Raw genomic sequence first — 21849 nt, 5'->3', positions numbered from 1 at the left:
ATGACCCGCCTGGTCTCTCCGGAACCCGAGCCGTTCGAGCCGCAGGACCGGGCGCTCCGGCCGCAGACGCTCGCCGAGTTCGTCGGCCAGGCGCAGACCAAGGCGAATCTGCGGGTGTTCATCGAGGCCGCGCGGGCGCGCGGCGAGGCGCTGGACCACGTGCTGCTGATGGGGCCGCCCGGGCTCGGCAAGACGACGCTGGCCCAGATCGTCGCCCGCGAGCTCGGGGTGAACTTCCGCGCCACCTCCGGGCCGGTGCTCGCCAAGGCCGGCGACCTGGCGGCGATCCTCACCAACCTCGAACCGCGCGACGTGCTGTTCATCGACGAGATCCACCGGCTGGCGGCCAACGTCGAGGAGATCCTCTATCCGGCCATGGAGGACCACGTTCTCGACCTGATTATCGGTGAGGGCCCCTCGGCGCGTTCGATCCGCATCGACCTGGCGCCCTTCACCCTGGTGGCCGCCACGACCCGGGCAGGACTGCTGGCGACGCCGCTCCGCGACCGCTTCGGCATCCCCCTGCGGCTCGAGTTCTACAGCCCCGAGGAGCTGCAGACGGTGCTGACCGGCGCGGCCGGCAAGCTCGGGGTGGCGCTGAACGTGGACGGCGCGGCCGAGATCGCGCGGCGCTCGCGCGGCACGCCGCGCGTGGCCGGGCGGCTGCTGCGCCGCGTGCGCGACTTCGCCGCCGCCGTCGGGGCGGCGCTGATCGAGCGCCGGGTCGCGGCCGCGGCGCTCGCCCGCCTCGAGGTCGACGAGCAGGGCCTCGACGCGCTGGACCGCAAGTACCTGCGCGCGCTGATCGAAAACTACGGCGGCGGGCCGGCGGGGGTGGAGACGCTGGCCTACGCGATCGCCGAGGCGCGCGATGCGGTCGAGGACGTGATCGAGCCGTTCCTGCTACAGCAGGGCTTCATCCAGCGCACGCCGCGCGGCCGCATGGCGGCCGCCCGGGCCTACGCGCACCTGGGCCTCGCCGCCCCGCCAGCGCCGCCGAAGCCCGGCCAGGCGGAGCTGTTCGAGGACGAATAATGCTATCTCCGTTCACCCCGGCGGAGGCCGGGACCTAGATTCCTCCCCGTGAGTCTCGCGGGCTTCACCTGGATTCCGGCCTTCGCCGGGACGAGCGGCATTTGATGGACCCAACGAGCACCGATCCATCCTCCGGCTGGCTGGAAGGGCGCGAGCATGTGCTGCCGGTGCGCATCTACTACGAGGACACCGACTTCACCGGCGTGGTCTATCACGCCAACTACCTGCGCTACTTCGAGCGCGGCCGATCGGACTTCCTGCGGCTGGCGGGCGTCAGCCACCAGGCGCTCCTGGAGCTTCCCGATCCGGCGGCCTTCACAGTGACGCGCATCGAGGTCGACTTCCGCCGCGCCGCGCGCATCGACGACGCGCTGCTGGTCCGCACCACCTACGATGCGGTGAAAGGTCCCAGGCTGCTGATCGGGCAGCGGATCCTGCGCGGCGGCGAGCTCATCGCCGCGGCGAGGGTCGAGGCCGCCTGCATCGGCCTGGATGGGCGCGCCAGGCGCCCGCCGTCCGGCCTCGTGACCGCGCTGCAGCCGCTGTTTGCAGAGCCTTCGCCTTAAGTTCGCCACCGGTTCGGTTAAACCGAACCCCCAAAGCTTTCCGCAACATCGTCCGCGCAAATGGATCCTGCCGCCGTCAGCCCCGCATCCTTCTCGCTCGTCCACCAGATCGTGAACGCCGACTGGGTCGTGAAGCTGGTCATGGCGGGGCTCGCCATCGCCTCGCTGTGGTCGTGGACGGTGATCCTCGACAAGGCCTTCCGGTTCGGCGCGCTCAACCGCGAGGCCGACCGGTTCGAGGACGCGGTGGGCTCCGGCCGCAGCCTGGAGGAGGTGGCCGCAGAGGCGGGCGACCGGGCCCGCCACGCCCTGCCGCGCATGCTGCAGAGCGCGCTGCGCGAATGGCGCGACGCCCGCACCAAGGGCGTGGCCGAAGGCGCGCAGGCGGCCTTCCTGATCCAGCGGATCGATCGGGTGCTCGACACCATCATCGCCCGCGAGAGCCAGCGGGTGGAGGAGGGCCTCGGCCTCCTGGCGATCGTGGCGACCGCCTCGCCGTTCATCGGCCTGTTCGGCACGGTCTGGGGGATCATGCACGCCTTCCAGTCGATCGCGATCCAGAAGAACACCAACCTGGCGGTGGTCGCCCCGGCGATCGCCGAGGCGCTGTTCGCGACCGCCATCGGCCTGATCGCAGCGATCCCGGCCTACATCGCCTTCAACGCCTTCTCGACCAAGGCCGGCAAGTACGCGGCGCGCCTGGAAGGTTTCGCCGACGACCTCTCGACGGCGATCCAGCGTCGGCTGGCGGAGAGGGTCTGAGGCATGGGGCTGTCCGCCAACGACGCCTTCGCGGCTTCCGGCGGCGGCCGGCGCAGCCGCAGGCGGTACGGGCGCGGGCGCCGCGGCACGCTCTCGGAGATCAACGTCACGCCCTTGGTCGACGTGATGCTGGTGCTCTTGATCATCTTCATGATCTCGGCGCCGCTCCTCACGGCGGGCGTTCCTCTGGAGCTGCCGAAGACCGAGGCCGGCGCGATGCAGAATGAGTCCAAGCCGGTCAGCATCTCGATCCGGGCGGACGGGACGATCTTCGTGCAGAACGACCAGGTCGCCTTCGGCCAGCTCAGCCCCAGGCTGAAGGAGACCGTCGGCGACAATCCCAAGCGGCCGATCTACGTGCGGGCCGACGGCCGCGCCTCCTATGAAACGGTGGCGCAGGTGATGGCGGCGCTCTCCGCCTCCGGGTTCAGCTCGATCAACCTGATCACCGACACCGGCGGGCCTTCATCGGGGGCGAACCCGGCCGACCAGACCGCGGTCCAGGAGCCCGGGGCGCCGTGAGGCGGGCGGAGGTCAATCCCGCCTTCGTAGGCTCGCTGGCGCTGCACGGCCTGGTGCTGGCGGCGTTGCTCATCTCCTGGCGCTTCACCCACGAGCTGAAGATCGGTTCGGCCGTGCCGGTGACCATCGTCGCCAACGCCGACGTCACCGATCTGCGCGCCGCCGAGCAGGCGCCGCAGGAGCAGGCTGCGCAGACCGAACAGCCGCAGCCCCAGGCGCCGCCCCAGGCCGCTCCGCCGCCGCAGCCGGAGCCCAAGCCGGCGCCCAAGCCCGAGCCGACGCCCGCACCGACCAAGGCCGAGAAACCGGCCAAGCCGGAAAAGAGCCTCGACCTCGACGCGCTGGCGGCCAGCCTCTCCCGCTCCGTGGCGAAGTCGCAGCCGAAGCCCTCCTCGGCCGCGAAGGGTGCGGCGCGGCCGGAAACCGCGCTGCAGGCGCGCGCCGCCGTCGGGGCGGGCCAGGGCCATTCGGCCGCCGCGCTCAACGGCCTGGTCGCCGAGCTGCAGCGGCGCTGGAATCCCAACTGCGAGGTGCAGGGCGGCCGCGACGTGATCGTCGCCGTCACCTTCCAGCTCGACGCCGGCGGCGGCGTGGTGGGCCAGCCCAGTCCGCAGATCGTGCGCGGCCAGGGCGGCGTCGCCCAGGTGGCCGCGACCCGCGCCGTGAGCGCCGTCTACGCCGCCGCCCCGTTCCGCAACCTGCCGCGCGACTTCTATGGAGAGCGCGTCAAGGTCAATTTCATCGCGCAGGACGCTTGCTCGTGACACGATCCTTTTTCCGGAGCATAGCCATAGGGTCGATGCGACTCGCGCTAGCCCTCATCGCAGTCTTCGCCCTCGTCGTTGTCGCCGCGCCCGCCCGTGCGGAGATCGAGGTCAACGTCAACCGCGGCGATGTCCAGCCGCTGCCGATCGCGATCCCGCCGTTCGGCGGGCCGCAGGGCCCGGATATCGCCGGCGTCATCTCGGCGAACCTGCAGCGCTCGGGCCTGTTTCGGCCGCTCGACCCGTCGAGCTTCGTCGAGCACGACCTCGATCCGGCGGTGCAGCCCCGCTTCCCGCTCTGGAAGCAGATCAACGCCCAGGCGCTGCTCAACGGCCAGGTGACGCAGCAGGGCGGACAGCTGAGGGTCGCCTTCCGGCTGTGGGACGTGAACGCCGAGCAGCAGCTGCTCGGCCTGGAGTTCACCTCGACGCCCGACAACTGGCGCCGGATCGCCCACAAGATCTCCGACGCCGTCTACGAGCGGCTGACCGGCGAGAAGGGCTATTTCGACACCCGCGTGGTGTTCGTCGCCGAGAGCGGCGGGCGCGGCGCCAAGGTCAAGCGGCTGGCGATCATGGACCAGGACGGCGCCAATCCCAGCTACCTGACCGACGGCTCGTTCATCGTGATGACGCCCCGGTTCTCCTCCACCTCGCAGGAGATCACCTACATGGCGCTGCGGCCGCAGGGCTCGTCGGTCTACCTGTTCAACCTGGAGACCGGCCGCCGCGAGAGCCTCGGCCAGTTCCCCGGCATGGTGTTCGCGCCGCGCTTCTCGCCCGACGGATCGAAGGTCGCCTTCTCCGTCGAGCATGCCGGCAACAGCGACGTTTACGTCATGGACCTGCACAATCGGTCGAGCGTGCGACTGACCTCCGATCCCGCGATCGACACCTCGCCGTCGTTCTCGCCGGACGGACGCAGCATCGTCTTCAACTCCGACCGCTCCGGCAGCCCGCAGCTCTACGTGATGGGCGCCGACGGCTCGAATCCGCATCGCATCTCGTTCGGCGACGGCCGCTACACGACCCCGGTCTGGAGTCCCACCGGCGAGTACATCGCCTTCACCAAGCAGACCGGCGGCGAGTTCCACATCGGGGTGATGAAGCCGGACGGCTCGGACGAACGGATCCTGACCTCCAGCTACCTCGACGAGGGGCCGACCTGGGCGCCCAACGGCCGGGTGCTGATGTTCGCCCGCGAAGCCGCAAACGGCGCCTCGCGGCTTTGGACGGTGGACGTCACCGGCCGCATCCTCCAGCCCGTCCCCTATCCGCTCGGCGGGTCCGACCCCGCCTGGTCACCCCTGCTGCAATAGGTTTGCCTCGCCCGACCCCGCCCCTAATGTCCCGTCGAAAAGGAGACGTCTTCGCCATGGTTTCGATCCCAGACCGCAAGACCGCCCTGCGCCTCGCGCTCGTCGCGACCGCCGCCGCCTCGATGGCGGCCTGCGCCTCGCACCCGAAGCCGGCCTATCCGACGACCCGGCCGCCGGCCGCCGCGCCCGCCCCTCGCGGCGAGACCGCGCCGCCGCCGGCCCCGGTGAGCCAAGCGGCGCTCCCCGGCTCCGAGCAGGACTTCGTGATCAACGTCGGCGACCGGGTCTACTTCGACTTCGACAAGTTCCAGATCCGTCCGGACGCGCAGCCGATCCTCGACGCCCAGTCGGCGTGGCTTTCGAAATATCCCGCCGTCACCGTGCGCATCGAGGGAAACTGCGACGAACGCGGCACGCGGGAGTACAATCTGGCGCTCGGCGCGCGGCGGGCCAATGCGGTGCGCGACTACCTGGTGGCCCACGGCGTCGCCTCCGGCCGCATCACCACAATCTCCTACGGCAAGGAGAAGCCGATCGATCCCGGCTCCGGCGACGAGGCCGACCAGCACAACCGCAACGCCCATACCGCGATCACCGGCGGCGCGGCCGCCCGTTGATGCGAAAGCGACGCCTCGCGCTGTCAGCCGCCCTGGGGCTCGCGCTCTGCGCGGGAGCCGTGGCCGCCCAGACGCCGGTCGACGAAAGCCTCTCCAAGCGCGACGCCCGGCGGCTGGACAACATGGAGAAGGTGGTGGGCGAGCTCAGGAGCATCGTCTTCCGCGCCCGCGACACCAGGCAGCCGGTGGTGGTCGAGCCGGCGGACACGGACGCCCGGCTCTCGGAGCTGAGCGGCAGGCTCGCCGACCTTGAGCAGACGCTCACCAGGGTCAACGGCTCGCTCGAGACCACGGCCCACCAGCTGGACGAGACCAAGCGCGAGAACGCGGCCCTGCGCGGCGACATCAAGGCGCTCTCCGACAAGCTGAGCGCGCTCGAGCAGAAGGTGGACGCGGCCCAGGCCGCGCCGCAGGCGCCGCCGCCCCCGACCGGCGCGGCCGCCGAGGCGGGACCGGCGCCGCCGCCCGCCGCCAGCCCGACGGAAGCCTTCGCCCAGGCCCGGCAGCTGATGCTGGCGGGCAGCTATGACGCCGCCGAAGCGGCCTTCCGCGACTACGTCGGAGCCTACCCCGACGCGCCGCGGGCGCCCGAGGCCCGCTACTGGTGGGGCAAGACGCTGCAGGTGCGCGGCGCGCACGCCGAGGCTGCGACCGCCTTCATCGGGGCGATCCGCGGCTGGCCGAAGACCGCCTGGGCGCCCGACGCCCTGGTGGAGCTCGCCCGCGAGCTCAATGCGCTGAGGAAGACCACCGACGCCTGCGAGACCCTGGCCGAGCTGCCGCGGAAATACCCGAAGGCGACGGCGCCGGTGAAGGCCCGGGCCGCGGCGGTCCGCGCCCAGGCCAAGTGCGGCTAGCCGAGGCGAACGGCGAGGCGGGCGACCTCCAGGCCGGGGTCTTCCCGGTGCTGGACGCGCGGCTGCGAACGGCGCGCTCCCATCCGTTGGCCCTGGCGCTCTCGGGCGGCGGCGATTCCGTCGCCCTGCTGCTGCTTGCGAAGGCCTGGGCCGATCGCGCGGGCCGCAGCTTGCTGGTGCTGAGCGTCGACCATCGCCTGCAGCCGCAGAGCGCCGCCTGGACCGAGGCCTGCGCACGCCGGGCGGCACGCCTCGGCCTGGCGTTCCAGGCGCTGGGCTGGACCGGCGAGAAGCCCCGGAGCGGCCTGCCGGCCGCCGCGCGAACCGCCCGTCACCGCCTGCTGGCCGAGGCCGCCCGAGCGGCGGGCGCGAGCGTGATCCTGATGGGGCACACCGCCGACGACGTGCTGGAGGCCCGGGCGATGCGAGGGGCTGGTTCGACCACCCCTGAGCCGCGCGAGTGGGCGCCCTCGCCCGCCTGGCCGGAAGGCCGTGGCGTTTTCCTGCTGCGGCCGCTGCTGAATGTGCGGCGCGCCGCGCTGCGCGCCTGGCTCGTCGCGCAAGGCGAGAGCTGGGTCGAGGACCCGGCCAATGCGGACCTGCGCTACGCCCGCGCCCGGGCCCGCGCCGCCGCGCCGACCCCCGCGCCGGCGACGCCGGCCGCGCCCCCGCCCGAGCCCAACCCGCTCGCCGCCCTCTGCGCCATGGACGAGGCGGGCGTCCTCGCCGTTTCGCGCGATGCGCTGAGGCTCGCGCCGAGGGCGCAGGCGCAGGCCTTCCTGGGCGCCGCCTGCCTCTGCGCAGCCGGCACGGTCCGCCCGCCGGCAGCGGCGCGCACGCAGCGCCTGCTCGCGCGGCTTGCCGCCCACGCCCCAGTGGCCGCGACGCTCGCCGGCGCCCGGATCGAGGCCGACGCCGATGAGGTGCGCGTGCTGCGCGAGCCGGGCGAGGCGGCGCGCGGCGCGCTCGCGCCGATCCACCTCCGCTCAGGCGAGACCCGAGTCTGGGACGGACGCTTCGAGATCGCCGCCGAGCGCGACATCGAGGTGCGGCCGCTGGCCAGGCTGGCGGCGCGGCTGCCGGCCGCCGAGCGGGCGCGCCTGGCGATTTTCGCGCCGAAGGCGCGGGCCGCCCTGCCGGCCGCCATCGAGGGCGGGCGGGTGACCGTGATCGCCGGCCGCCCCCTTGCGCTCGGGCGGCTCGAAGCGGCGTGCGGCCTGGTCGAGCGCGAGCCCTAGCCTCCGACCACGTGCTCGACGCCGCGGACGATCGGATCGGCGAAGCGCAGGCCCAGGAGGCTCGCGTGGCGGGCGCCGGCCACATGCTCGACGTAGCCGCGGCGCGAGGCCATGGCGGGGAGCGCTTGCAGGGCCTTGAGCGTCGGCGCGGCGTGCTCGGCCCCGGCGGTGATCACCGCGATAGGCATCCGGGCCGGGAACTCGGCCTCGGCGGCCATCTCGGAGGTGGTGGGCCAGGCGGCCACCTCCTCGGTCGAGCCGTGGGCGTGGCTGGCCGAGCCGTGGATGCGGCGCTTCTCGGCGGCGGCCTCGCGGTCAAGGCCGATCAGGTTGTGGGTGAGCCTCGAGACCGGGCGCATGATCCCGAGCCGCGCGCCTACCCGGGCGAGGCGCAAGAGCCGCCAGAAGGCGCGCACGGCGGCCGGTCCGCCGCGCATCTGCATGATCTCCGGAACCACCGCATCCACTAGAACGACGCCCGTGACGCGCTGCGGGTGGGTGATGGCGAACAGGCGGACCATCAGGCCGCCCATGGAGTGGCCGACCAGCACGTAGGGCCCGGGCTCGCCCAGCGCACCGAGGAGGGCGGCGAGGTCGGCCGTGATCGCGCGCCCGTCGCGCGGCAGGGGGCCGGGATCGGAGAGGCCGAGGCCGGCGCGGTCATAGGCCAGGCTGCGGAAGCCCTTGGCGGCCAGGCGATCCTGCACCACCGCCCAGTCGGCCGCGCAGCCGAAGGCGCCGTGCTCGAGCACGACCAGCGGCTCGCCGCCGGCCGGCCCGGCGCGCACCACGCGCAGCCGCCGGCCGCCGAGATCGACGTACGCGCCGCGGACGTCCGGGGGTAAGCTTGGCGGGGCCGCCCGGATGGTTCAGCTCGCCTTCTGGAACGGCTTCGGCGTGCGCGCCGCGCCCTGGCGGGCCAGCATCCAGCCGGGATATTCCGCCGGCAGCTCGCTCACCTGGTCGAGACGCGCCATCTCCTCGGGCGAGAGCACTAGGTCGGCGGCCGCCAGGTTGTCGTCGAGCTGCTCGAGGCTCTTGGCTCCGATGATCACGCTCATCACGAACGGCTTGGCCAGGATCCAGGCCAGCGCCACGCGCGCGACCGAGGCGTCCTTCGCCTGGGCGATCTCGCGCATCACCTCGACGCAGGCCCAGGCGCGGTCCTTGTCGACCGGAGGGAAGTCGAAGTTGGTGCGCCGGGCCCCCTCCGGATTGTTGGAGCCGGGGCCGAACTTGCCGGAGAGCAGGCCGCCGGCCAACGGAGACCAGACCATCAGGCCGAGACCTTCGGAGGCCAACATCGGCGCGAGCTCGCGCTCCAGGTCGCGGCCGGCGATCGAATAATAGGCTTGCAGCGTCTCGAAGCGGGCAAGGCCGTGGGACGCGCTGACGCCCAGCGCCTTGGCGATCTTCCAGGCCTGCCAGTTGGAGACGCCGATGTAGCGGACCAGGCCCTGGCGAACGATATCGTCGAGCGCGCCCAGCGTCTCCTCGATCGGGGTGACCGGGTCGTTGGCGTGGATCTGGTAGAGGTCGATGTGGTCGGTCTGCAGCCGCTCGAGGCTGCGGCCGACGCTGTCCAGGATGTGGCCGCGCGAGGCGCCGCGGTCGTTGGGCCGGGGCCCCATCTCGCCATAGACCTTGGTGGCGATCACCACGTCCTTGCGGGCAGCGCCTGTGTTCTTGAGCGCCTGGCCCAGGAGCCGCTCGGACTCGCCGAAGGAGTAGACGTCGGCAGTGTCGACGAAGTTGACCCCGGCCTCCAGCGCGCGCCCGACGATGGCGTCCACCTCGCCCTGCTGCAGGGCGCCGATCGCGCGCCACATGCCGGCCTGTTCGGAGCCGCCGAAGGTCATGGTCCCCAGGCATATCTCGGAGACGAAGAGGCCCGTGCGGCCGAGCTGCTTGTATTTCATGGCGCGATCTCTTGGGCGCGCTTGAGACCACAAGGACGGGCCGGCGGAAAGGGCTTCCGCGCCGCCCGATCGCAGAAATCAGGAGGCCGGCCGTCGGCCGGCGGCTGCGCCGGTACGGGCTGCGGCGAGGGGATGATGACGCTACGCACGCGGCCGCCGCTCACCTTCAGCGCGGCGAGCTGCTGCAGGGCCTGCGCGCGCTCGGCGCGGTCCTGCATCTGCGCCTGCTTGATCCGCGGGATGCGCGAGACGAAGGCCACGCGCACGCGGCGCGGGATGCGGCGCGCGGCCCTCAGCGGCAGCTCGGCGGCGGTGGCGAAGGCGCGGCCGAGGAACAGCTCCGGATTGAGCGGCCGCCCGTCGCGGTCATGCACCTCGAAGTGCAGGTGGACGCCGGTGGAGACGCCGGTCGAGCCGATCCGGCCGACCGGACTGCCGGCCTTGACCGCCGCGCCGGGGCGGATCTCCGGGGCGAAGCTCTCCATATGGCCGTAGAGGGTGGTCAGGCCCTCGGCGTGGGTCAGCTCCACGAACCGGCCGTAACCGGGATCCTGGCCGACTCTTGTGACCACGCCGTCGGCCGAGGCGAGTACCGCCTCCGGCTGCGGCGCCTCCATGTCCAGGCCGGCGTGCAGGCGGGGTTTGTCCTCCCAGGGCAGCTGGCGCAGGCCGAACGGCGAGCCGATCTCGCCGTCGGGCAGCGGCGGGCGGAAGACGATCAGCGCCGGCGGCGGCGCGGGCCGGGATGCGGAGGCGCGAGCCGCCGCGAGCGGTGGCGAAAGCCTTGCGGGCCGGGTCGGCTGCAGGCCGCCGCCGGGCAGCGCCGCGTGGGCCATGGAGATGGCGATCAGCGCCAGCGCGCCGCCGATCGCGCCGTCGATGCGCGCTCTCGCGCCGCGCGGCGGCAAGCTCGTCTCGCTCAAGGCAGGGTCTCTCCCAGCTCGAGCCGAGCCCCGCGCTCGCCCGCCCCCGACCGGGCGGCGAAGCGTCGGCGTCTCCCAAACCGGCGGCCTAGGTGGCGGCGCTTCTGGGCGAAATCTTGGCAGGCCCCGCGGGAATCCGCCCAGCTCCGTCGGAATCCCGACAGAACGGAGTAAATTACGGAACTTGCTTAGGAAATGAGGGTGCGAACAGCTACAGCGCCTTGAGTATGCCTTCGACCATCTTCTTGGCGTCGCCGAACAGCATCATGGTGTTGTCGCGGAAGAAGAGCTCGTTCTCGACGCCGGCGTAGCCCGAGCCCAGGCCGCGCTTCACGAACAGCACCGTGCGAGCCTTCTCCACGTCGAGGATCGGCATGCCGTAGATCGGGCTCTGCGGATCGGTCTTGGCCGCGGGATTGGTGACGTCGTTGGCGCCGATCACGAAGGCGACATCGGCGGTGGCGAACTCGGAGTTGATGTCCTCCAGCTCGAACACCTCGTCGTAGGGGACGTTGGCCTCGGCGAGCAGCACGTTCATGTGGCCGGGCATGCGGCCCGCGACCGGGTGGATGGCGTACTTCACCTCGACGCCTTCGGCCTTCAGCTTGTCGGCCATCTCGCGCAGCACGTGCTGGGCCTGGGCGACCGCCATGCCGTAGCCCGGGACGATAATCACCTTCGAGGCGTTCTTCATGATGAAGGCGGCGTCCTCGGCCGAGCCCTGCTTCACCGGCCGCGTCTCGGTCCGGCCGGGGCCGGCCGCGGCGTCCTCGCCCCCGAAGCCGCCCAGAATCACCGAGATGAAGCTGCGGTTCATCCCCTTGCACATGATGTAGCTGAGGATCGCGCCGGAGGAGCCGACCAGGGCGCCGGTGATGACGAGGGTGATGTTCTCCAGCGTGAAGCCGAGCGCCGCCGCCGCCCAGCCGGAGTAGCTGTTCAGCATCGAGACCACCACCGGCATGTCGGCCCCGCCGATCGGGATGATCAGGGTGACGCCGATCAGCAGGCTGAGGCCGAAGATCCCCCAGAAGGCCCAGAGCGCCGAGCCGCCGCTCACCACCAGCACCGCGATCAGGCTGACGATCCCGATCCCGATCAGGACGTTGATCAGGTGGCGGCCGGGCAGCAGGATCGGCGCCCCGCTCATGTTGCCGTTGAGCTTGGCGAAGGCGATCACCGAGCCGGTGAAGGTGACCGCGCCGATGGCCAGGCCGATCGATAGCTCGATCACGGACTTCAGCTGCACCGTCCCGTCGGGAAGCGCGATGCCGTAGGCGCTCGGCGTGTGGATCGCCGCCACCGCCACCAGGCAGGCGGCCATGCCGACCAGCGAGTGGAAGGCGGCCACAAGCTGCGGCATGGAGGTCATCGCCACGCGGCGGGCGATGACGGCGCCGATCGAGCCGCCGATCAGCACGCCTGCCGCAATCAGGCCGAGCGTGAGCGCGTCCAGCGTGCCCTGCCCCCACAGCGTCGCCAGCGTGACGCCGACGGCGATCGCCATGCCGATCATGCCGTTGCGGTTGCCCGCGCGGCTGGACTCCGGGCTGGATAGCCCGCGGAGCGCCAGGATGAAGAGGACGCCGGAGACGAGGTAGAGAATGGCCGCGAGGTTGGCGTTCACTTCGCCGCCTCGGCGTTCGGCGCGGGCGTCTTCCTGCGGTACATGGCCAGCATCCGCTGGGTGACCAGGAAGCCGCCGAAGATGTTGACGGCGGCGAAACCCGCCGCGACCGCTCCCGCACCCTTGGAGATCAGCACGTTGCGGGTGAGCTCCCCGCCCGAGCCGTGCGCCGCGGCGGCCACCAGCGCGCCCACGATGATCACCGAGGAGATGGCGTTGGTGACCGCCATCAGCGGCGTGTGCAGCGCCGGCGTCACGCTCCAGACCACGTAGTAGCCGACGAAGATCGCCAGGACGAAGATCGCCAGGCGGAAGACGGTGGGATCGACGTCCATCAGTCAGCTCTGCAATGCGGGGTGGGCGATCTTGCCGCCGCGGGTCACGAGCGCGGCCTTGAGGATCTCGTCATCGAAGTCGGGCGCGAGCTTGCCGTCCTTGTCGAGCAGCAGGCCCGCGAAGGCGGCCACGTTGCGGGCGTAGAGCGCCGAAGCGTCATAGGCGATGCGGGCCGGCAGGTTGGCGTAGCCCACGATCTTGACGCCCTTCGCATCGACGATGTGATCGGGTTTGGAGCCTTGCACGTTGCCGCCCTGCTCGACGGCGATGTCGACGATCACCGAGCCCGGCTTCATCGAGGCGACCTGCTCGGCGGAGACCAGCTTCGGCGCGGGTCGGCCCGGGATCAGGGCGGTGGTGACCACGATGTCCTGCTTCTTGATGTGGTCGGAGACGAGCGCGGCCTGCTTGGCCTGGTATTCCTTGCTCATCTCCTTCGCGTAGCCGGCGGCGGTCTCGGCTTCCTTGAACTCCTCGTCCTCGACGGCGACGAACTTCGCGCCCAGGCTTTCCACCTGCTCCTTGGCGGCGGGGCGGACGTCGGTGGCGGTGACCACGGCGCCCAGCCGGCGCGCGGTGGCGATCGCCTGTAGGCCGGCCACGCCCGCGCCCATCACGAAGACCTTGGCGGGCGGAATGGTGCCGGCCGCGGTCATCATCATCGGGAAGGCCTTGCCGTAGGCCTCGGCCGCCTCGACCACCGCACGGTAGCCGGCGAGGTTGGCCTGCGAGGAGAGCGCGTCCATCACCTGGGCGCGGGTGATGCGAGGCACGAACTCCATGGCGAACGCCGTCGCGCCCGCCTTGGCCAGCGCCTCGAGGCGCCGCCGGTCCTGATGGGGATCGAGCAGGGCCACGACGATCGCGCCCGCCTTCAGGGCCGCGATTTCCGTGGCCTCCGGCGCGCGGACCTTGAGCAGGATGTCCGACTTGGCGAGCGCCTCCTTGGCGGTCTTGGCGAGGGTTGCGCCGGCCGCTTTGTAGTCCGCGTCCGGATAGGAGGCCGAGGCGCCGGCGCCCGCCTCCACGATCACCGAGAACCCCGCTCCGATCAGCTTCTTCACCGTCTCCGGGACCGCGGCCACGCGGCTCTCGCCCGGCCGGCGCTCCTTGGTGACGGCGATGACGGGCACGGTACGCGAATCCCCCGACGCAGGCTTGAGGCGGGCGGACCATAGGGGGGCGACTCAGGGTCTGGCAAGCAAACCGCTGAAGCCCCCACGCAGCATCCTTCTCCCCTTGCGGCGGAAGGTGTCGGGCGGAGCCCGACGGATGAGGGGTCGCACGTAAGCTGACGCTGCCGACGCGAGAATCGGATGATGGAAGTGCTGCTTCGCAGTCAGGCCGGAGAGACCCTCAACCGGCCTGCATCGCAGGCCACCTTCTCCCGAACGGGGAGAAGGCGAACGCGGTCAGTGCGCCGCTTCGGCTTGCCGCCGGGACCGCAGCAGGGCGACGCCGAGCGCGACCACGATGATGGCGGTGACCGCGGCGCCGCCGAAGCCCGCGCCGGTGCAGAACCAGAGCGTCAGGAAGAGCAGCAGCGTGGCGACGAACAGCGAGCCCCATTTGGTCATGCTGTTGAACATGGCGAAGGTCGCCGCCTGCTCGGCGATGTCCATCGCGCCGTGGGACTGATGCTGTTCGGAAGCCGCTCCGGCCATGGGAATCCTACTCTCTGCTGCAGTGCAATAACTCGGGAGGCAGGGGGCCCTTACACGAGGTCGCCCCGCCGCTCAAGGGCCGCGGGTCAGTGCGGCCATGCGGCCAAAAGCGCGCGGATCGCGGCCACCAGCGCCAGCGGCTGGTCGATCATGATGTGGTGGTGCGAGTTGGGGATCTCGACCTCGATCATGCCGGGCGGGAACGGCGAGGGCTGGCCCGCCTTCTTGCGCTCCATGACCCGCGAGGAGTCGCCGTGGATATGCGCCATGGGCGTGGTGATCTTGGGCCCGTCGCTGCTCGGCGGGCTCATGGCGCTGCGGTCGAGCTTGGCCCACATGTGCGGATCGAATCGCCAGGTCCAGCCCTCGCCGGAGCCGTCGGGCATCGGCGTCGGCTTCAGCGAGCGGCGGGCGATGTAGTCGGCGATGAACAGGTTGCCGGCCGGCTGCGGCGGCATCAGGCGGAAGCGGGCGAGCGCGGCCTCCAGGCTCGGATAGGCCCGTCCGCCGCGGTCGGGCGTCGGGATGTTGGCGACCCGCTGAGCCTCCTTCTGACGCCGGGCGATCTCCTCGGGGGGCGGGCCCCCGAAGCCGGTGTCGACCAGGATCGCGGCGCGCATCCGCTCGGGGAACTGCACCGCGGTATGGAACACCTGGCCGCCGCCGAAGGAGTGGCCGATGTAGATCGGCTTGTCGCCGCCCTCGTAGAGACCGGTCGCGCGGGCGACGTTCTCGGCGTCCTCGGCGAAATCGGCGAACGAATAGCGCTCGCGCCAGTCGGAGGCGCCCATGCCGGCCAGCGACATGGAGGCGACGCGATAGTCCTCCATGAAGAACGGCGCGATGAAGCTCCACCAGTCGGCGTGCGCCGAATTGCCGTGCACGAACAGCAGCCCCGGATTTCCCGCCTCGCCCCAGGTCAGCACCTCGAGCCGACTGCCCAGGCTCTCCACGAACCGGCGCTCGGGGGCGTGGGCGATGGCGTCCCTGAACCACTGCGGGGCCGGCGGCTCGGCGCCCTTGAACGGGGCGAGCGGCGCCTGCACCTCGGGCGGCAACTCGCCCGGCTCGGCGTGGATCGGCCGGTCGTCGTAGGTCTCGCGTTGGGCGGCCTTGGCCTCTACTGAAACTCGGTCGTCGGCCATCTAAGCTCGTCCTCGCTCGCGTCCGCCTGTCGTCGGGGCACGTGACTAACAAGCGTTTGAAAAATGGCAAGGCATAACCCGTCCGATGCGGCTATGCCTCAGCGGCGGAGGAGGATCAGGCGATGCGCGCAAACCGGCTGAAGCAGATCTGGAGCGAGGGCCGCGGCGCGCTGAACGGCTGGTGCTCGATCGGCGACGCCTTCACCGCCGAGATCATGGCCCGTCAGGGCTGGGACGCCGTCACCATCGACACCCAGCACGGCCTGATCGGCTACGCCGAGATGATGGCCATGCTGCAGGCCATCGGCAACACCGAGGCCGTGCCGATCGTGCGCGTCGCCTGGAACGTGCCGGGCGAGATCATGAGGGCGCTGGACGCCGGCGCCTACGGGATCATCTGCCCGATGATCAACGACCGCGCCGAGGCCGAGGCCTTCGTCGGGGCCTGCCGTTATCCGCCGGACGGCTACCGCAGCTTCGGGCCGGCGCGGGCCTCGCTCTACGGCGGCGTCGACTACGCCGAGCACGCCAACGCCGAGATGTTGGCCTTCGCGATGATCGAGACGGGGCGCGGCCTCGCGAATGTCGAGGAGATCGCCGCGACCCCGGGACTCTCGGGCATCTATATCGGCCCCGCGGACCTGTCGCTCGCGCTGGGCGGCCTGCCGACGCAGGATTCCGACGATCCGATGCGGCTGGAGGCGTTCGACAGGATCCTCGCCGCCTGCCGCAAGGCCGGAATCCGGGCCGGCGTGCACACCAACAGCGCGGCCTATTCCCAGACCATGCTGGCGCGCGGCTTCGACCTGGTCACCGTCGGCTCCGACATGCGCTATCTGGCGGGCGGCCGCCGCGACCTCGCCGCCATGCGCGAGTGGCAGGCCAAGCGCTAGACGCTGGCCAGCAGCAGCGACGTCTCGGTCGAGGCGATGCCGTCGATGGTGCGGATCTGATCGAGCGTGCGGCTGAACTCGCCGAGCGCGCCGCAGTCCAGCTCGGCGATCAGGTCCCAGCGTCCGTTGGTGGTATGGATCGCCGTCACCTCCGGAAGCCCTTGCAGAGCCCTGACCACGGCCCGCGAGCGTTCGCCCTCGATGGCGATGGTCATGATCGCCCGGATGCGGTTCGCCTCCACGTCCGGCCGGGTGCGCACCGTGAAGCCCTGGATGACGCCGTCGGCCTGCATGCGGGCGATGCGGTTCTGGACGGTGCCGCGGGAGACGCTCAGCGCCTTGGCCAGCGCGACGGCCGGCTCACGAGCGTTGGCGCGCAGGCGGGCCAGGAGCTTGCGGTCGAGATCATCCATCGAAACGCCAGGGACTTATGACGAAATGCCAGACCAATGCACATAACTTAGCAGCTTGAGTCCTTTTCGCTAGCGCTGGCGAGCGCGATTCTAAGCGCAGATGCTTCGCGATTGAGGATTGGCCATGTCCGATCGGCCGCTGTTCCTGATGACCGATCCGGCCGCCTTCGAGGTCAGCTACCGGATCAATCCATGGATGCGCCCAGAAGCTTGGAAGGCGCATGCCGGCGAGCGCCTCGCCGAAGCCAGGGCCGCCTCCTCCGCTCTGCGCCGGGCGCTCGTCGAGCTCGGCGGCCAGGTCGAGACCGTTGGCGCCGTGCGCGGCCTGCCGGACCTGGTGTTCCCGGCCAATGCGGCGGTGGTGCTGGACGGCCGGGCGCTGCTCGCCCGCTTCCGCCATCCCGAGCGGCAGGGCGAGGAGGCCGTGTTCCGCGAGGTGTTCTGCCGGCTCAAGCGCCGCGGGGTGCTGCGCGCGGTGATCGACCTGCCGGAGGGCATTTTCCAGGAAGGCGCGGGCGATGCGATCTGGGACGCCGAGCGCGGACTGTTCTGGGCCGGCTTCGGGCCGCGCTCGTCCGAGAGCTCGCTCGTGGCGATCGAGCGGACATTCGGCCATGAGGTCGTCGGCCTCGAGTTGGCGTCCGACCGCTACTACCACCTCGACACCTGCTTCTGCCCGCTCGCCGGCGGCGAGGTGCTCTACTACCCGCCGGCGTTCACCTCCGATGCGCTCGCTGCGATCCACGCACGCGTCCCGGAGGCCGCCCGCATCGAAGCTGCCGACGAGGAGGCCGGGGCCTTCTGCGTCAACGCCGTCAACCTGGATCGCCAGATCGTCATGGCCCGCGCGCCGACGAGCCTGGCGGCGAAGCTCACGGGCCGCGGCTACGGCCTGCGCGAGGTCGATCTTGCGCCCTTCATCCTGTCGGGGGGCGCCGCCTACTGCATGACCCTGCGCCTCGACCGGAAAAGCCGGCCGGAGCGCGCCATCCTCGCCGCGGAGTGAACCGATGAACGACATCGCCTTCGAGCGCTCGCTCAGCGCCAGCTACATCGCCCTGGAAGCCGAGTACGGCGCCAAGAACTACAAGCCCCTCGACGTCGTGCTGACCCGGGGCGAGGGCGTCTATGTCTGGGACGTGGAGGGCCGCCGCTACCTCGACTGCCTCTCGGCCTATTCGGCGGTGAACCAGGGTCACTGTCATCCCAGGATCCTGGCCGCCATGGTCGAGCAGGCGGGGCGGCTCACGCTCACCTCGCGGGCCTTCCGCAACGACCAGCTGGCGGCCTTCTACGAGGAGCTCTGCGCGCTCACGCGCAGCCACAAGGTGCTGCCGATGAACTCCGGCGCCGAGGCGGTGGAGACCGCCCTCAAGGTGGCGCGCAAGTGGGGCTATCAGGTGAAGGGCGTGCCGCACGGCCAGGCGGAGATCATCGTCTGCGACGGCAACTTCCACGGCCGCACGATCGCCATCGTGGGCTTCTCCACCGATCCCGCCTCGCGCGACGGATTCGGCCCCTTCGCGCCGGGGTTCAAGGTGGTCCCGTTCGGCGACGCCGCCGCGCTGGAGGCGGCGATCACGCCCAACACCGTGGCGTTCCTGGTCGAGCCGATCCAGGGCGAGGCCGGCGTGATCATCCCGCCGGCCGGCTACCTGAAACGCGCCCGCGAGCTCTGCACCCAGCACGACGTGATCCTGATCCTGGACGAGATCCAGACCGGGCTAGGCCGCACTGGCAGGTTGCTCGCCGAGGAGCACGAAGGGATCGAGGCCGACCTGACGCTGATCGGCAAGGCGTTGTCAGGCGGCTTCTATCCGGTCTCGGCGGTGCTCTCGAACTCGCAGGTGATGAGCGTGTTGAGGCCCGGCGAGCACGGCTCGACGTTCGGCGGCAATCCCCTGGCCTGCGCGGTGGCGCGGGCGGCGCTGAAGGCGCTCACCGAGGAGGGCATGATCGAGAACGCCGCCTGCGTTGGGGCAAGGCTGCAGGCCAGCCTGGCGGCGGTCGCTGCGCCCGCGGTGAAGGAGGTCCGAGGCCGCGGCCTGATGATCGCCCTCGAGCTCCACCCCAACGCCGGCGGCGCGCGGCGCATCTGCGAGGCGCTGCAGGGCCGCGGCCTGCTCGCCAAGGAGACCCACGAGCACACCATCCGCATCGCCCCGCCGCTGATCCTCACCGAGGCCCAGGCCGACTGGATCGCCGAGCAGTTCGAGGCGGTGCTGGCTTAGCCCAGGGCGGGCGCGAGCCGGAGCCAGAGCTGCTGGTCGAAATCTTTGTCCGGCGCGGCTTCGCCCATGCGCACGACGATGAGCCGGCGGCTCGGCACGACGTAGAGCTTGCGGTCGAGCGCGCCGAGCGCCGCGACCAGGTCAGCGGGCGCGGCGGGGATGAGCGACCCGTCTATCCGCCGGGCCGGCGGGCGGATCGTGTAGCGGCTGCCGTTCAGCCACCAGAGCCGGCCATAGGCCGGATTGGTCGCCGAGCGGGCGAACATCGCCTTCAGGCCAGCCTCGGAGACCACCCGCCGGCCGCTTGCCGAGCGGCCGCCGTCGAGGATCAGCTGGCCGAACCTGGCGACGTCGCGCGGCGTGGTGACGAGGCCGGTCGGATTGCCCACCGCGGCCATCGAGGCCGGCCGCTGACGCCACGCGGTGTCGGCCATGCCGAGCGGAGCCGTCAACCAGTCCCGGGTGAGCGCCTCGAGGGACATGCGGGCCGCGGCGGCGAGCACCGTCTTGGTCACTGCGTAGACGGGCGTGTTGTAGAGAAAGACCGTTCCTGGCGGGGCGGCGTAGGCGAACCTCGGTGTCAGGCCGGTGCTCATGGTGAGCACGTCGATCAGGCGGATCGCCGACTCCTGTTCCGGCGACGCCTTCGACCAGCCGGGGCCGATGTAGGAGGTCACCGTCCGCGCCACGTCGATAAGGCCCTTGTCGACCGCCACCGCCACGAGCACCGAGACGAAGCTTTTCTGCTGCGAGGCGACATCCTCCAGGAGCGCGCCGCGGGCGTCGCGGCCATAGAGCATCGCCTGGAACCGGGGATCAGAGGGGGCTGGCCAGTTGCGCTCCGCCAGCACCTGGCGATCGCGAATCACCAGGAAGCCGGTGGTCTTCTGGCCCTGGGCGTAGTCGAGCGCGGGCTGCAGGGCCGCGGCGCGGTCCGGCGCAGCCCGGGCGCGGAGGCTCGCCGCCGAGCCGGCCAGTCCCGCCAGAAGATCGCGCCGCCGCATGCGCCCGGCTACCGCGCCCCGGCGGCGGTCTTGGCCTGCGCGGCCGGGGTCGGCAGCGGCTCGCCCTTGGCCTGGCTGATCAGGAAGGCGCGCACGTCCTCGACGTCCTTGGGCGAGAGGAACTTGGCGAAGCTGACCATGCCGTTGTGGGCCTTGACCCCCTGCAGCACGACCGAATTGAAGTCGTCCGGCGTGGTGATCATGATCGAACGCTTCAGGTCCGGCAGCCAGGAGCCGGTGGCGTTGGCGCCGTGGCAGACCTGGCAGTTGTCGTTGAACACCACATAGCCGTGGGTCTTGTCGCCGGTGGTGGTGACCTTGGAGAGGTCGAGCGGCGGCGGCTGGACGATCGTGAACGGCGGGACGCTCGCCTTGCCGCCGAGCTTGAAGACCAGCAGCCGCCCGGGGAGCCGGGGCCGGGTCGGCAGCAGCGAGGGCGCGGAGACCTGGCCGCCGCCGCCTGCGCCCACCATCAGGGCCACGTACTGCACTCCGTTCAGCTCATAGCTCATCGGCGGGGCGATCACGCCGTTGCCGGTCGGGTAGGACCAGAGCTGTTTCCCGGTCTTCGCGTCGTAGGCGTAGAACTGGCCCTCTGCCGCGCCCTGGAAGACCAGACCGCCGCCGGTGGAGAGCACGCCGGCGTTCCAGAAGTAGGGGTGCTCGACGGTCCAGGCCGCCTTCTGGGTCACCGGATCCCAGGCGACCAGATAGCCCTTGTAGGAGGCCGCGACGGCCTTCGCCTGTTCGGCGGTCATCGGCCCGGCGTTGGCCAGGAGATTGATGCCGAGGTTCCAGCCGCCGGGCTTGTAGCCGAAGTTCGTCGCCCCCTGGTAGGCGAAGGGATCGGCCTGGGCGGGGATGTAGACGAGGCCGGTCTGCGGGTCGAAGGACATGGGATGCCAGTTGTGGCCGCCCAGGGGCCCCGGCTGCTGCAGGTCGACGTTCTGCTTGTAGCGCGCCTGGGGATTCTCGATCGGCCGGCCGGTGGCCAGGTCGATGCCCTTGGCCCAGGTCACCGGCACGTAGTTCTTGGCCGAGAGCAGCTTCCCGTTGGTGCGGTCGAGCACATAGAAGAAGCCGTTCTTCGGCGCCTGCATCAGCACCTTGCGGACCTGCCCGCCGATCGTGAGGTCGGCCAGGATCATCGGCTGCACGGCGGAATAGTCCCAGCTCTCGCCGGGGTTCACCTGGTAGTGCCAGACGTACTCGCCGGTATCGGCCTTCACCGCGATGATCGAGGAGAGGAAAAGGTTGTCGCCGCGGCCGCCGGAGCGCTGCTCCTGGTCCCAGGGCGTGCCGTTGTCGACGCCGAAGTAGATGAGGTCGAGCTGCGGATCGTAGACGACGGCGTCCCACACCGTGCCCCCGCCGCCCACCTGTTTCCAGGCCCCGTTCGGCCAGGTGGCGAGCGCCTTCTCCTTCAGCGCCTTGTCCGAGGCTTCGCCGTCGGGTGCGCCCGTGGGGTTCGGAAGCGTGTAGAAGCGCCAGACCTTCTTGCCGGTCGCCGCGTCATAGGCCGTGATGTAGCCGCGCACGCCGTACTCGGCCCCGGATTCGCCGATCAGCACCTTGTCCTTCACCACGCGCGGCGCCTGGGTGATGGTGAAGGGCTTGGCCGGATCGCCCACCTGGGTCTGCCAGACCACGTGGCCGTCCTTTGCGTCGAGCGCGACCAGCCGGGCGTCCATGGTGCCGACGTAGACCTTGCCCTTCCAGACCGCGACGCCGCGGTTGACCACGTCGCAGCAGGCGTCGAAGCCCTTGCGGCCGTCGACCTTCGGGTCGTAGCCCCACAGCAGCTTCCCGGTCGCGGCGTCGAAGGCGTAGACCTTGGACCAGGCGGTGGTGGTGTAGAGCACGCCGTCGACCACCAGCGGCGTCGCCTCCTGGCCGCGGTCGGTGTCGAACTGGGCGTACCAGGCGAGCCCCAACTGGCCGACGTTGCCGGTGTTGATCTGGTTGATCGGCGAGAAGCGCTGCTCGGAATAGCCCTTGCCGTAGGAGACCCATT

23 protein-coding genes are annotated in these 21849 nt (G+C 71.0%); 12 read left to right on the top strand and 11 right to left on the bottom strand.

Annotation, left to right across the window (positions count from 1 at the left end):
* The 9 genes from ruvB (at window position 1) to tilS (ending at window position 7680) form a co-directional block, all read left to right on the top strand.
* Window positions 1–1035, top strand: a complete 1035-nt coding sequence (gene ruvB / locus Q0W60_RS08125; protein WP_297694381.1) for a Holliday junction branch migration DNA helicase RuvB — start codon at window positions 1–3, stop codon at window positions 1033–1035.
* Window positions 1036–1139: 104 nt separating this feature from the next.
* Window positions 1140–1601 carry a YbgC/FadM family acyl-CoA thioesterase gene (locus Q0W60_RS08120; RefSeq protein WP_297694379.1) on the top strand — a complete coding sequence of 154 codons (462 nt, stop codon included), beginning with the start codon at window positions 1140–1142 and terminating at the stop codon, window positions 1599–1601.
* Window positions 1602–1661: 60 nt separating this feature from the next.
* A complete protein-coding gene (gene tolQ, locus Q0W60_RS08115) occupies window positions 1662–2363 on the top strand; it encodes a protein TolQ (protein WP_297694377.1) in 702 nt (233 codons plus the stop codon).
* A gap of 3 nt (window positions 2364–2366) precedes the next feature.
* Window positions 2367–2885, top strand: coding sequence for a biopolymer transporter ExbD (locus Q0W60_RS08110; RefSeq protein ID WP_297694375.1), 519 nt, complete (start codon window positions 2367–2369; stop codon window positions 2883–2885).
* Complete coding sequence (locus tag Q0W60_RS08105) at window positions 2882–3649, top strand: energy transducer TonB (protein ID WP_297694372.1); 768 nt, start codon at window positions 2882–2884, stop codon at window positions 3647–3649. The genes Q0W60_RS08110 and Q0W60_RS08105 overlap by 4 nt, the downstream gene beginning before the upstream one ends.
* Window positions 3650–3684: 35 nt before the next feature.
* The gene (gene tolB / locus Q0W60_RS08100; protein ID WP_297694371.1) at window positions 3685–4968 is read left to right on the top strand and encodes a Tol-Pal system beta propeller repeat protein TolB; all 1284 of its coding nucleotides are present in this window, start codon (window positions 3685–3687) and stop codon (window positions 4966–4968) included.
* Between the two features lie 56 nt (window positions 4969–5024).
* The gene (pal, locus tag Q0W60_RS08095; protein ID WP_297694369.1) at window positions 5025–5585 is read left to right on the top strand and encodes a peptidoglycan-associated lipoprotein Pal; all 561 of its coding nucleotides are present in this window, start codon (window positions 5025–5027) and stop codon (window positions 5583–5585) included.
* The gene (gene ybgF, locus Q0W60_RS08090) at window positions 5585–6442 is read left to right on the top strand and encodes a tol-pal system protein YbgF (RefSeq protein WP_297694367.1); all 858 of its coding nucleotides are present in this window, start codon (window positions 5585–5587) and stop codon (window positions 6440–6442) included. Before pal ends, ybgF begins: the two co-directional genes overlap by 1 nt.
* The gene (gene tilS / locus Q0W60_RS08085) at window positions 6433–7680 is read left to right on the top strand and encodes a tRNA lysidine(34) synthetase TilS (protein ID WP_297694365.1); all 1248 of its coding nucleotides are present in this window, start codon (window positions 6433–6435) and stop codon (window positions 7678–7680) included. The genes ybgF and tilS overlap by 10 nt, the downstream gene beginning before the upstream one ends.
* On the opposite strand, the gene Q0W60_RS08080 is transcribed toward tilS, so the two are convergent.
* The 8 genes from Q0W60_RS08080 to Q0W60_RS08045 form a co-directional block, all read right to left on the bottom strand.
* A complete protein-coding gene (locus Q0W60_RS08080; RefSeq protein WP_297694363.1) occupies window positions 7677–8471 on the bottom strand; it encodes an alpha/beta fold hydrolase in 795 nt (264 codons plus the stop codon). The two genes, tilS and Q0W60_RS08080, sit on opposite strands and share 4 nt — an antisense overlap.
* Before the next feature lie 78 nt (window positions 8472–8549).
* A complete protein-coding gene (locus Q0W60_RS08075) occupies window positions 8550–9599 on the bottom strand; it encodes an aldo/keto reductase (RefSeq protein ID WP_297694361.1) in 1050 nt (349 codons plus the stop codon).
* Entirely contained in the window at window positions 9596–10522 is a 927-nt protein-coding gene (locus Q0W60_RS08070) for a M23 family metallopeptidase (RefSeq protein ID WP_297694359.1), read from the bottom strand. Before Q0W60_RS08070 ends, Q0W60_RS08075 begins: the two co-directional genes overlap by 4 nt.
* 211 nt (window positions 10523–10733) lie before the next feature.
* Window positions 10734–12149: an NAD(P)(+) transhydrogenase (Re/Si-specific) subunit beta gene (locus Q0W60_RS08065; protein WP_297694358.1), complete on the bottom strand. Its 1416-nt coding sequence runs from the start codon at window positions 12147–12149 to the stop codon at window positions 10734–10736.
* A complete protein-coding gene (locus Q0W60_RS08060; RefSeq protein ID WP_297694436.1) occupies window positions 12146–12487 on the bottom strand; it encodes an NAD(P) transhydrogenase subunit alpha in 342 nt (113 codons plus the stop codon). The genes Q0W60_RS08065 and Q0W60_RS08060 overlap by 4 nt, the downstream gene beginning before the upstream one ends.
* Complete coding sequence (locus Q0W60_RS08055; RefSeq protein WP_297694356.1) at window positions 12488–13618, bottom strand: Re/Si-specific NAD(P)(+) transhydrogenase subunit alpha; 1131 nt, start codon at window positions 13616–13618, stop codon at window positions 12488–12490.
* Window positions 13619–13897: 279 nt separating this feature from the next.
* Window positions 13898–14149, bottom strand: coding sequence for an aa3-type cytochrome c oxidase subunit IV (locus Q0W60_RS08050; protein ID WP_297694354.1), 252 nt, complete (start codon window positions 14147–14149; stop codon window positions 13898–13900).
* An 86-nt stretch (window positions 14150–14235) separates the two neighbouring features.
* On the bottom strand, window positions 14236–15294 hold the full coding sequence (locus Q0W60_RS08045) for an alpha/beta hydrolase (protein WP_297694352.1): 1059 nt from the start codon (window positions 15292–15294) through the stop codon (window positions 14236–14238).
* 122 nt (window positions 15295–15416) lie between these two features.
* On the opposite strand from Q0W60_RS08045, the gene Q0W60_RS08040 reads away from it, so the two are divergent.
* Window positions 15417–16187, top strand: a complete 771-nt coding sequence (locus Q0W60_RS08040; protein ID WP_297694351.1) for an aldolase/citrate lyase family protein — start codon at window positions 15417–15419, stop codon at window positions 16185–16187.
* Here the strand turns inward: Q0W60_RS08040 and Q0W60_RS08035 are convergent.
* Complete coding sequence (locus tag Q0W60_RS08035) at window positions 16184–16600, bottom strand: Lrp/AsnC family transcriptional regulator (RefSeq protein WP_297694350.1); 417 nt, start codon at window positions 16598–16600, stop codon at window positions 16184–16186. The genes Q0W60_RS08040 and Q0W60_RS08035 overlap by 4 nt on opposite strands.
* Before the next feature lie 124 nt (window positions 16601–16724).
* On the opposite strand from Q0W60_RS08035, the gene Q0W60_RS08030 reads away from it, so the two are divergent.
* Together Q0W60_RS08030 and rocD are read left to right on the top strand one after the other, a co-directional pair.
* Window positions 16725–17606 carry an arginine deiminase-related protein gene (locus tag Q0W60_RS08030; RefSeq protein ID WP_297694348.1) on the top strand — a complete coding sequence of 294 codons (882 nt, stop codon included), beginning with the start codon at window positions 16725–16727 and terminating at the stop codon, window positions 17604–17606.
* Window positions 17607–17610: 4 nt separating this feature from the next.
* Window positions 17611–18831, top strand: a complete 1221-nt coding sequence (gene rocD / locus Q0W60_RS08025) for an ornithine--oxo-acid transaminase (protein WP_297694346.1) — start codon at window positions 17611–17613, stop codon at window positions 18829–18831.
* On the opposite strand, the gene Q0W60_RS08020 is transcribed toward rocD, so the two are convergent.
* Entirely contained in the window at window positions 18828–19835 is a 1008-nt protein-coding gene (locus Q0W60_RS08020; RefSeq protein WP_297694344.1) for a serine hydrolase, read from the bottom strand. The two genes, rocD and Q0W60_RS08020, sit on opposite strands and share 4 nt — an antisense overlap.
* An 8-nt stretch (window positions 19836–19843) precedes the next feature.
* Window positions 19844–21849, bottom strand: a 2006-nt coding sequence (locus tag Q0W60_RS08015) for a PQQ-dependent dehydrogenase, methanol/ethanol family (protein WP_297694342.1), incomplete at its 5' end; no start/stop codon positions are given.

This window comes from Phenylobacterium sp. (assembly GCF_025934275.1).
Classification (GTDB): Bacteria; Pseudomonadota; Alphaproteobacteria; order Caulobacterales; family Caulobacteraceae; genus Phenylobacterium.
Note: the sequence above shows the minus strand (reverse complement) of the source record. Positions and strands in the feature narration are given on the sequence as shown.

Bases quoted from the DNA above. Each gene is read 5' to 3' on its own strand.
- Q0W60_RS08035 (WP_297694350.1), bottom strand. From the start codon at position 16,600: ATGGATGATCTCGACCGCAAGCTCCTGGCCCGCCTGCGCGCCAACGCT.
- Q0W60_RS08110 (WP_297694375.1), top strand. From the start codon at position 2,367: ATGGGGCTGTCCGCCAACGACGCCTTCGCGGCTTCCGGCGGCGGCCGG.
- pal (WP_297694369.1), top strand. From the start codon at position 5,025: ATGGTTTCGATCCCAGACCGCAAGACCGCCCTGCGCCTCGCGCTCGTC.
- ybgF (WP_297694367.1), top strand. From the start codon at position 5,585: ATGCGAAAGCGACGCCTCGCGCTGTCAGCCGCCCTGGGGCTCGCGCTC.
- Q0W60_RS08075 (WP_297694361.1), bottom strand. From the start codon at position 9,599: ATGAAATACAAGCAGCTCGGCCGCACGGGCCTCTTCGTCTCCGAGATA.
- tolB (WP_297694371.1), top strand. From the start codon at position 3,685: ATGCGACTCGCGCTAGCCCTCATCGCAGTCTTCGCCCTCGTCGTTGTC.
- Q0W60_RS08030 (WP_297694348.1), top strand. From the start codon at position 16,725: ATGTCCGATCGGCCGCTGTTCCTGATGACCGATCCGGCCGCCTTCGAG.
- Q0W60_RS08045 (WP_297694352.1), bottom strand. From the start codon at position 15,294: ATGGCCGACGACCGAGTTTCAGTAGAGGCCAAGGCCGCCCAACGCGAG.
- ruvB (WP_297694381.1), top strand. From the start codon at position 1: ATGACCCGCCTGGTCTCTCCGGAACCCGAGCCGTTCGAGCCGCAGGAC.
- Q0W60_RS08020 (WP_297694344.1), bottom strand. From the start codon at position 19,835: ATGCGGCGGCGCGATCTTCTGGCGGGACTGGCCGGCTCGGCGGCGAGC.
- rocD (WP_297694346.1), top strand. From the start codon at position 17,611: ATGAACGACATCGCCTTCGAGCGCTCGCTCAGCGCCAGCTACATCGCC.
- Q0W60_RS08040 (WP_297694351.1), top strand. From the start codon at position 15,417: ATGCGCGCAAACCGGCTGAAGCAGATCTGGAGCGAGGGCCGCGGCGCG.
- Q0W60_RS08050 (WP_297694354.1), bottom strand. From the start codon at position 14,149: ATGGCCGGAGCGGCTTCCGAACAGCATCAGTCCCACGGCGCGATGGAC.
- tolQ (WP_297694377.1), top strand. From the start codon at position 1,662: ATGGATCCTGCCGCCGTCAGCCCCGCATCCTTCTCGCTCGTCCACCAG.
- Q0W60_RS08120 (WP_297694379.1), top strand. From the start codon at position 1,140: ATGGACCCAACGAGCACCGATCCATCCTCCGGCTGGCTGGAAGGGCGC.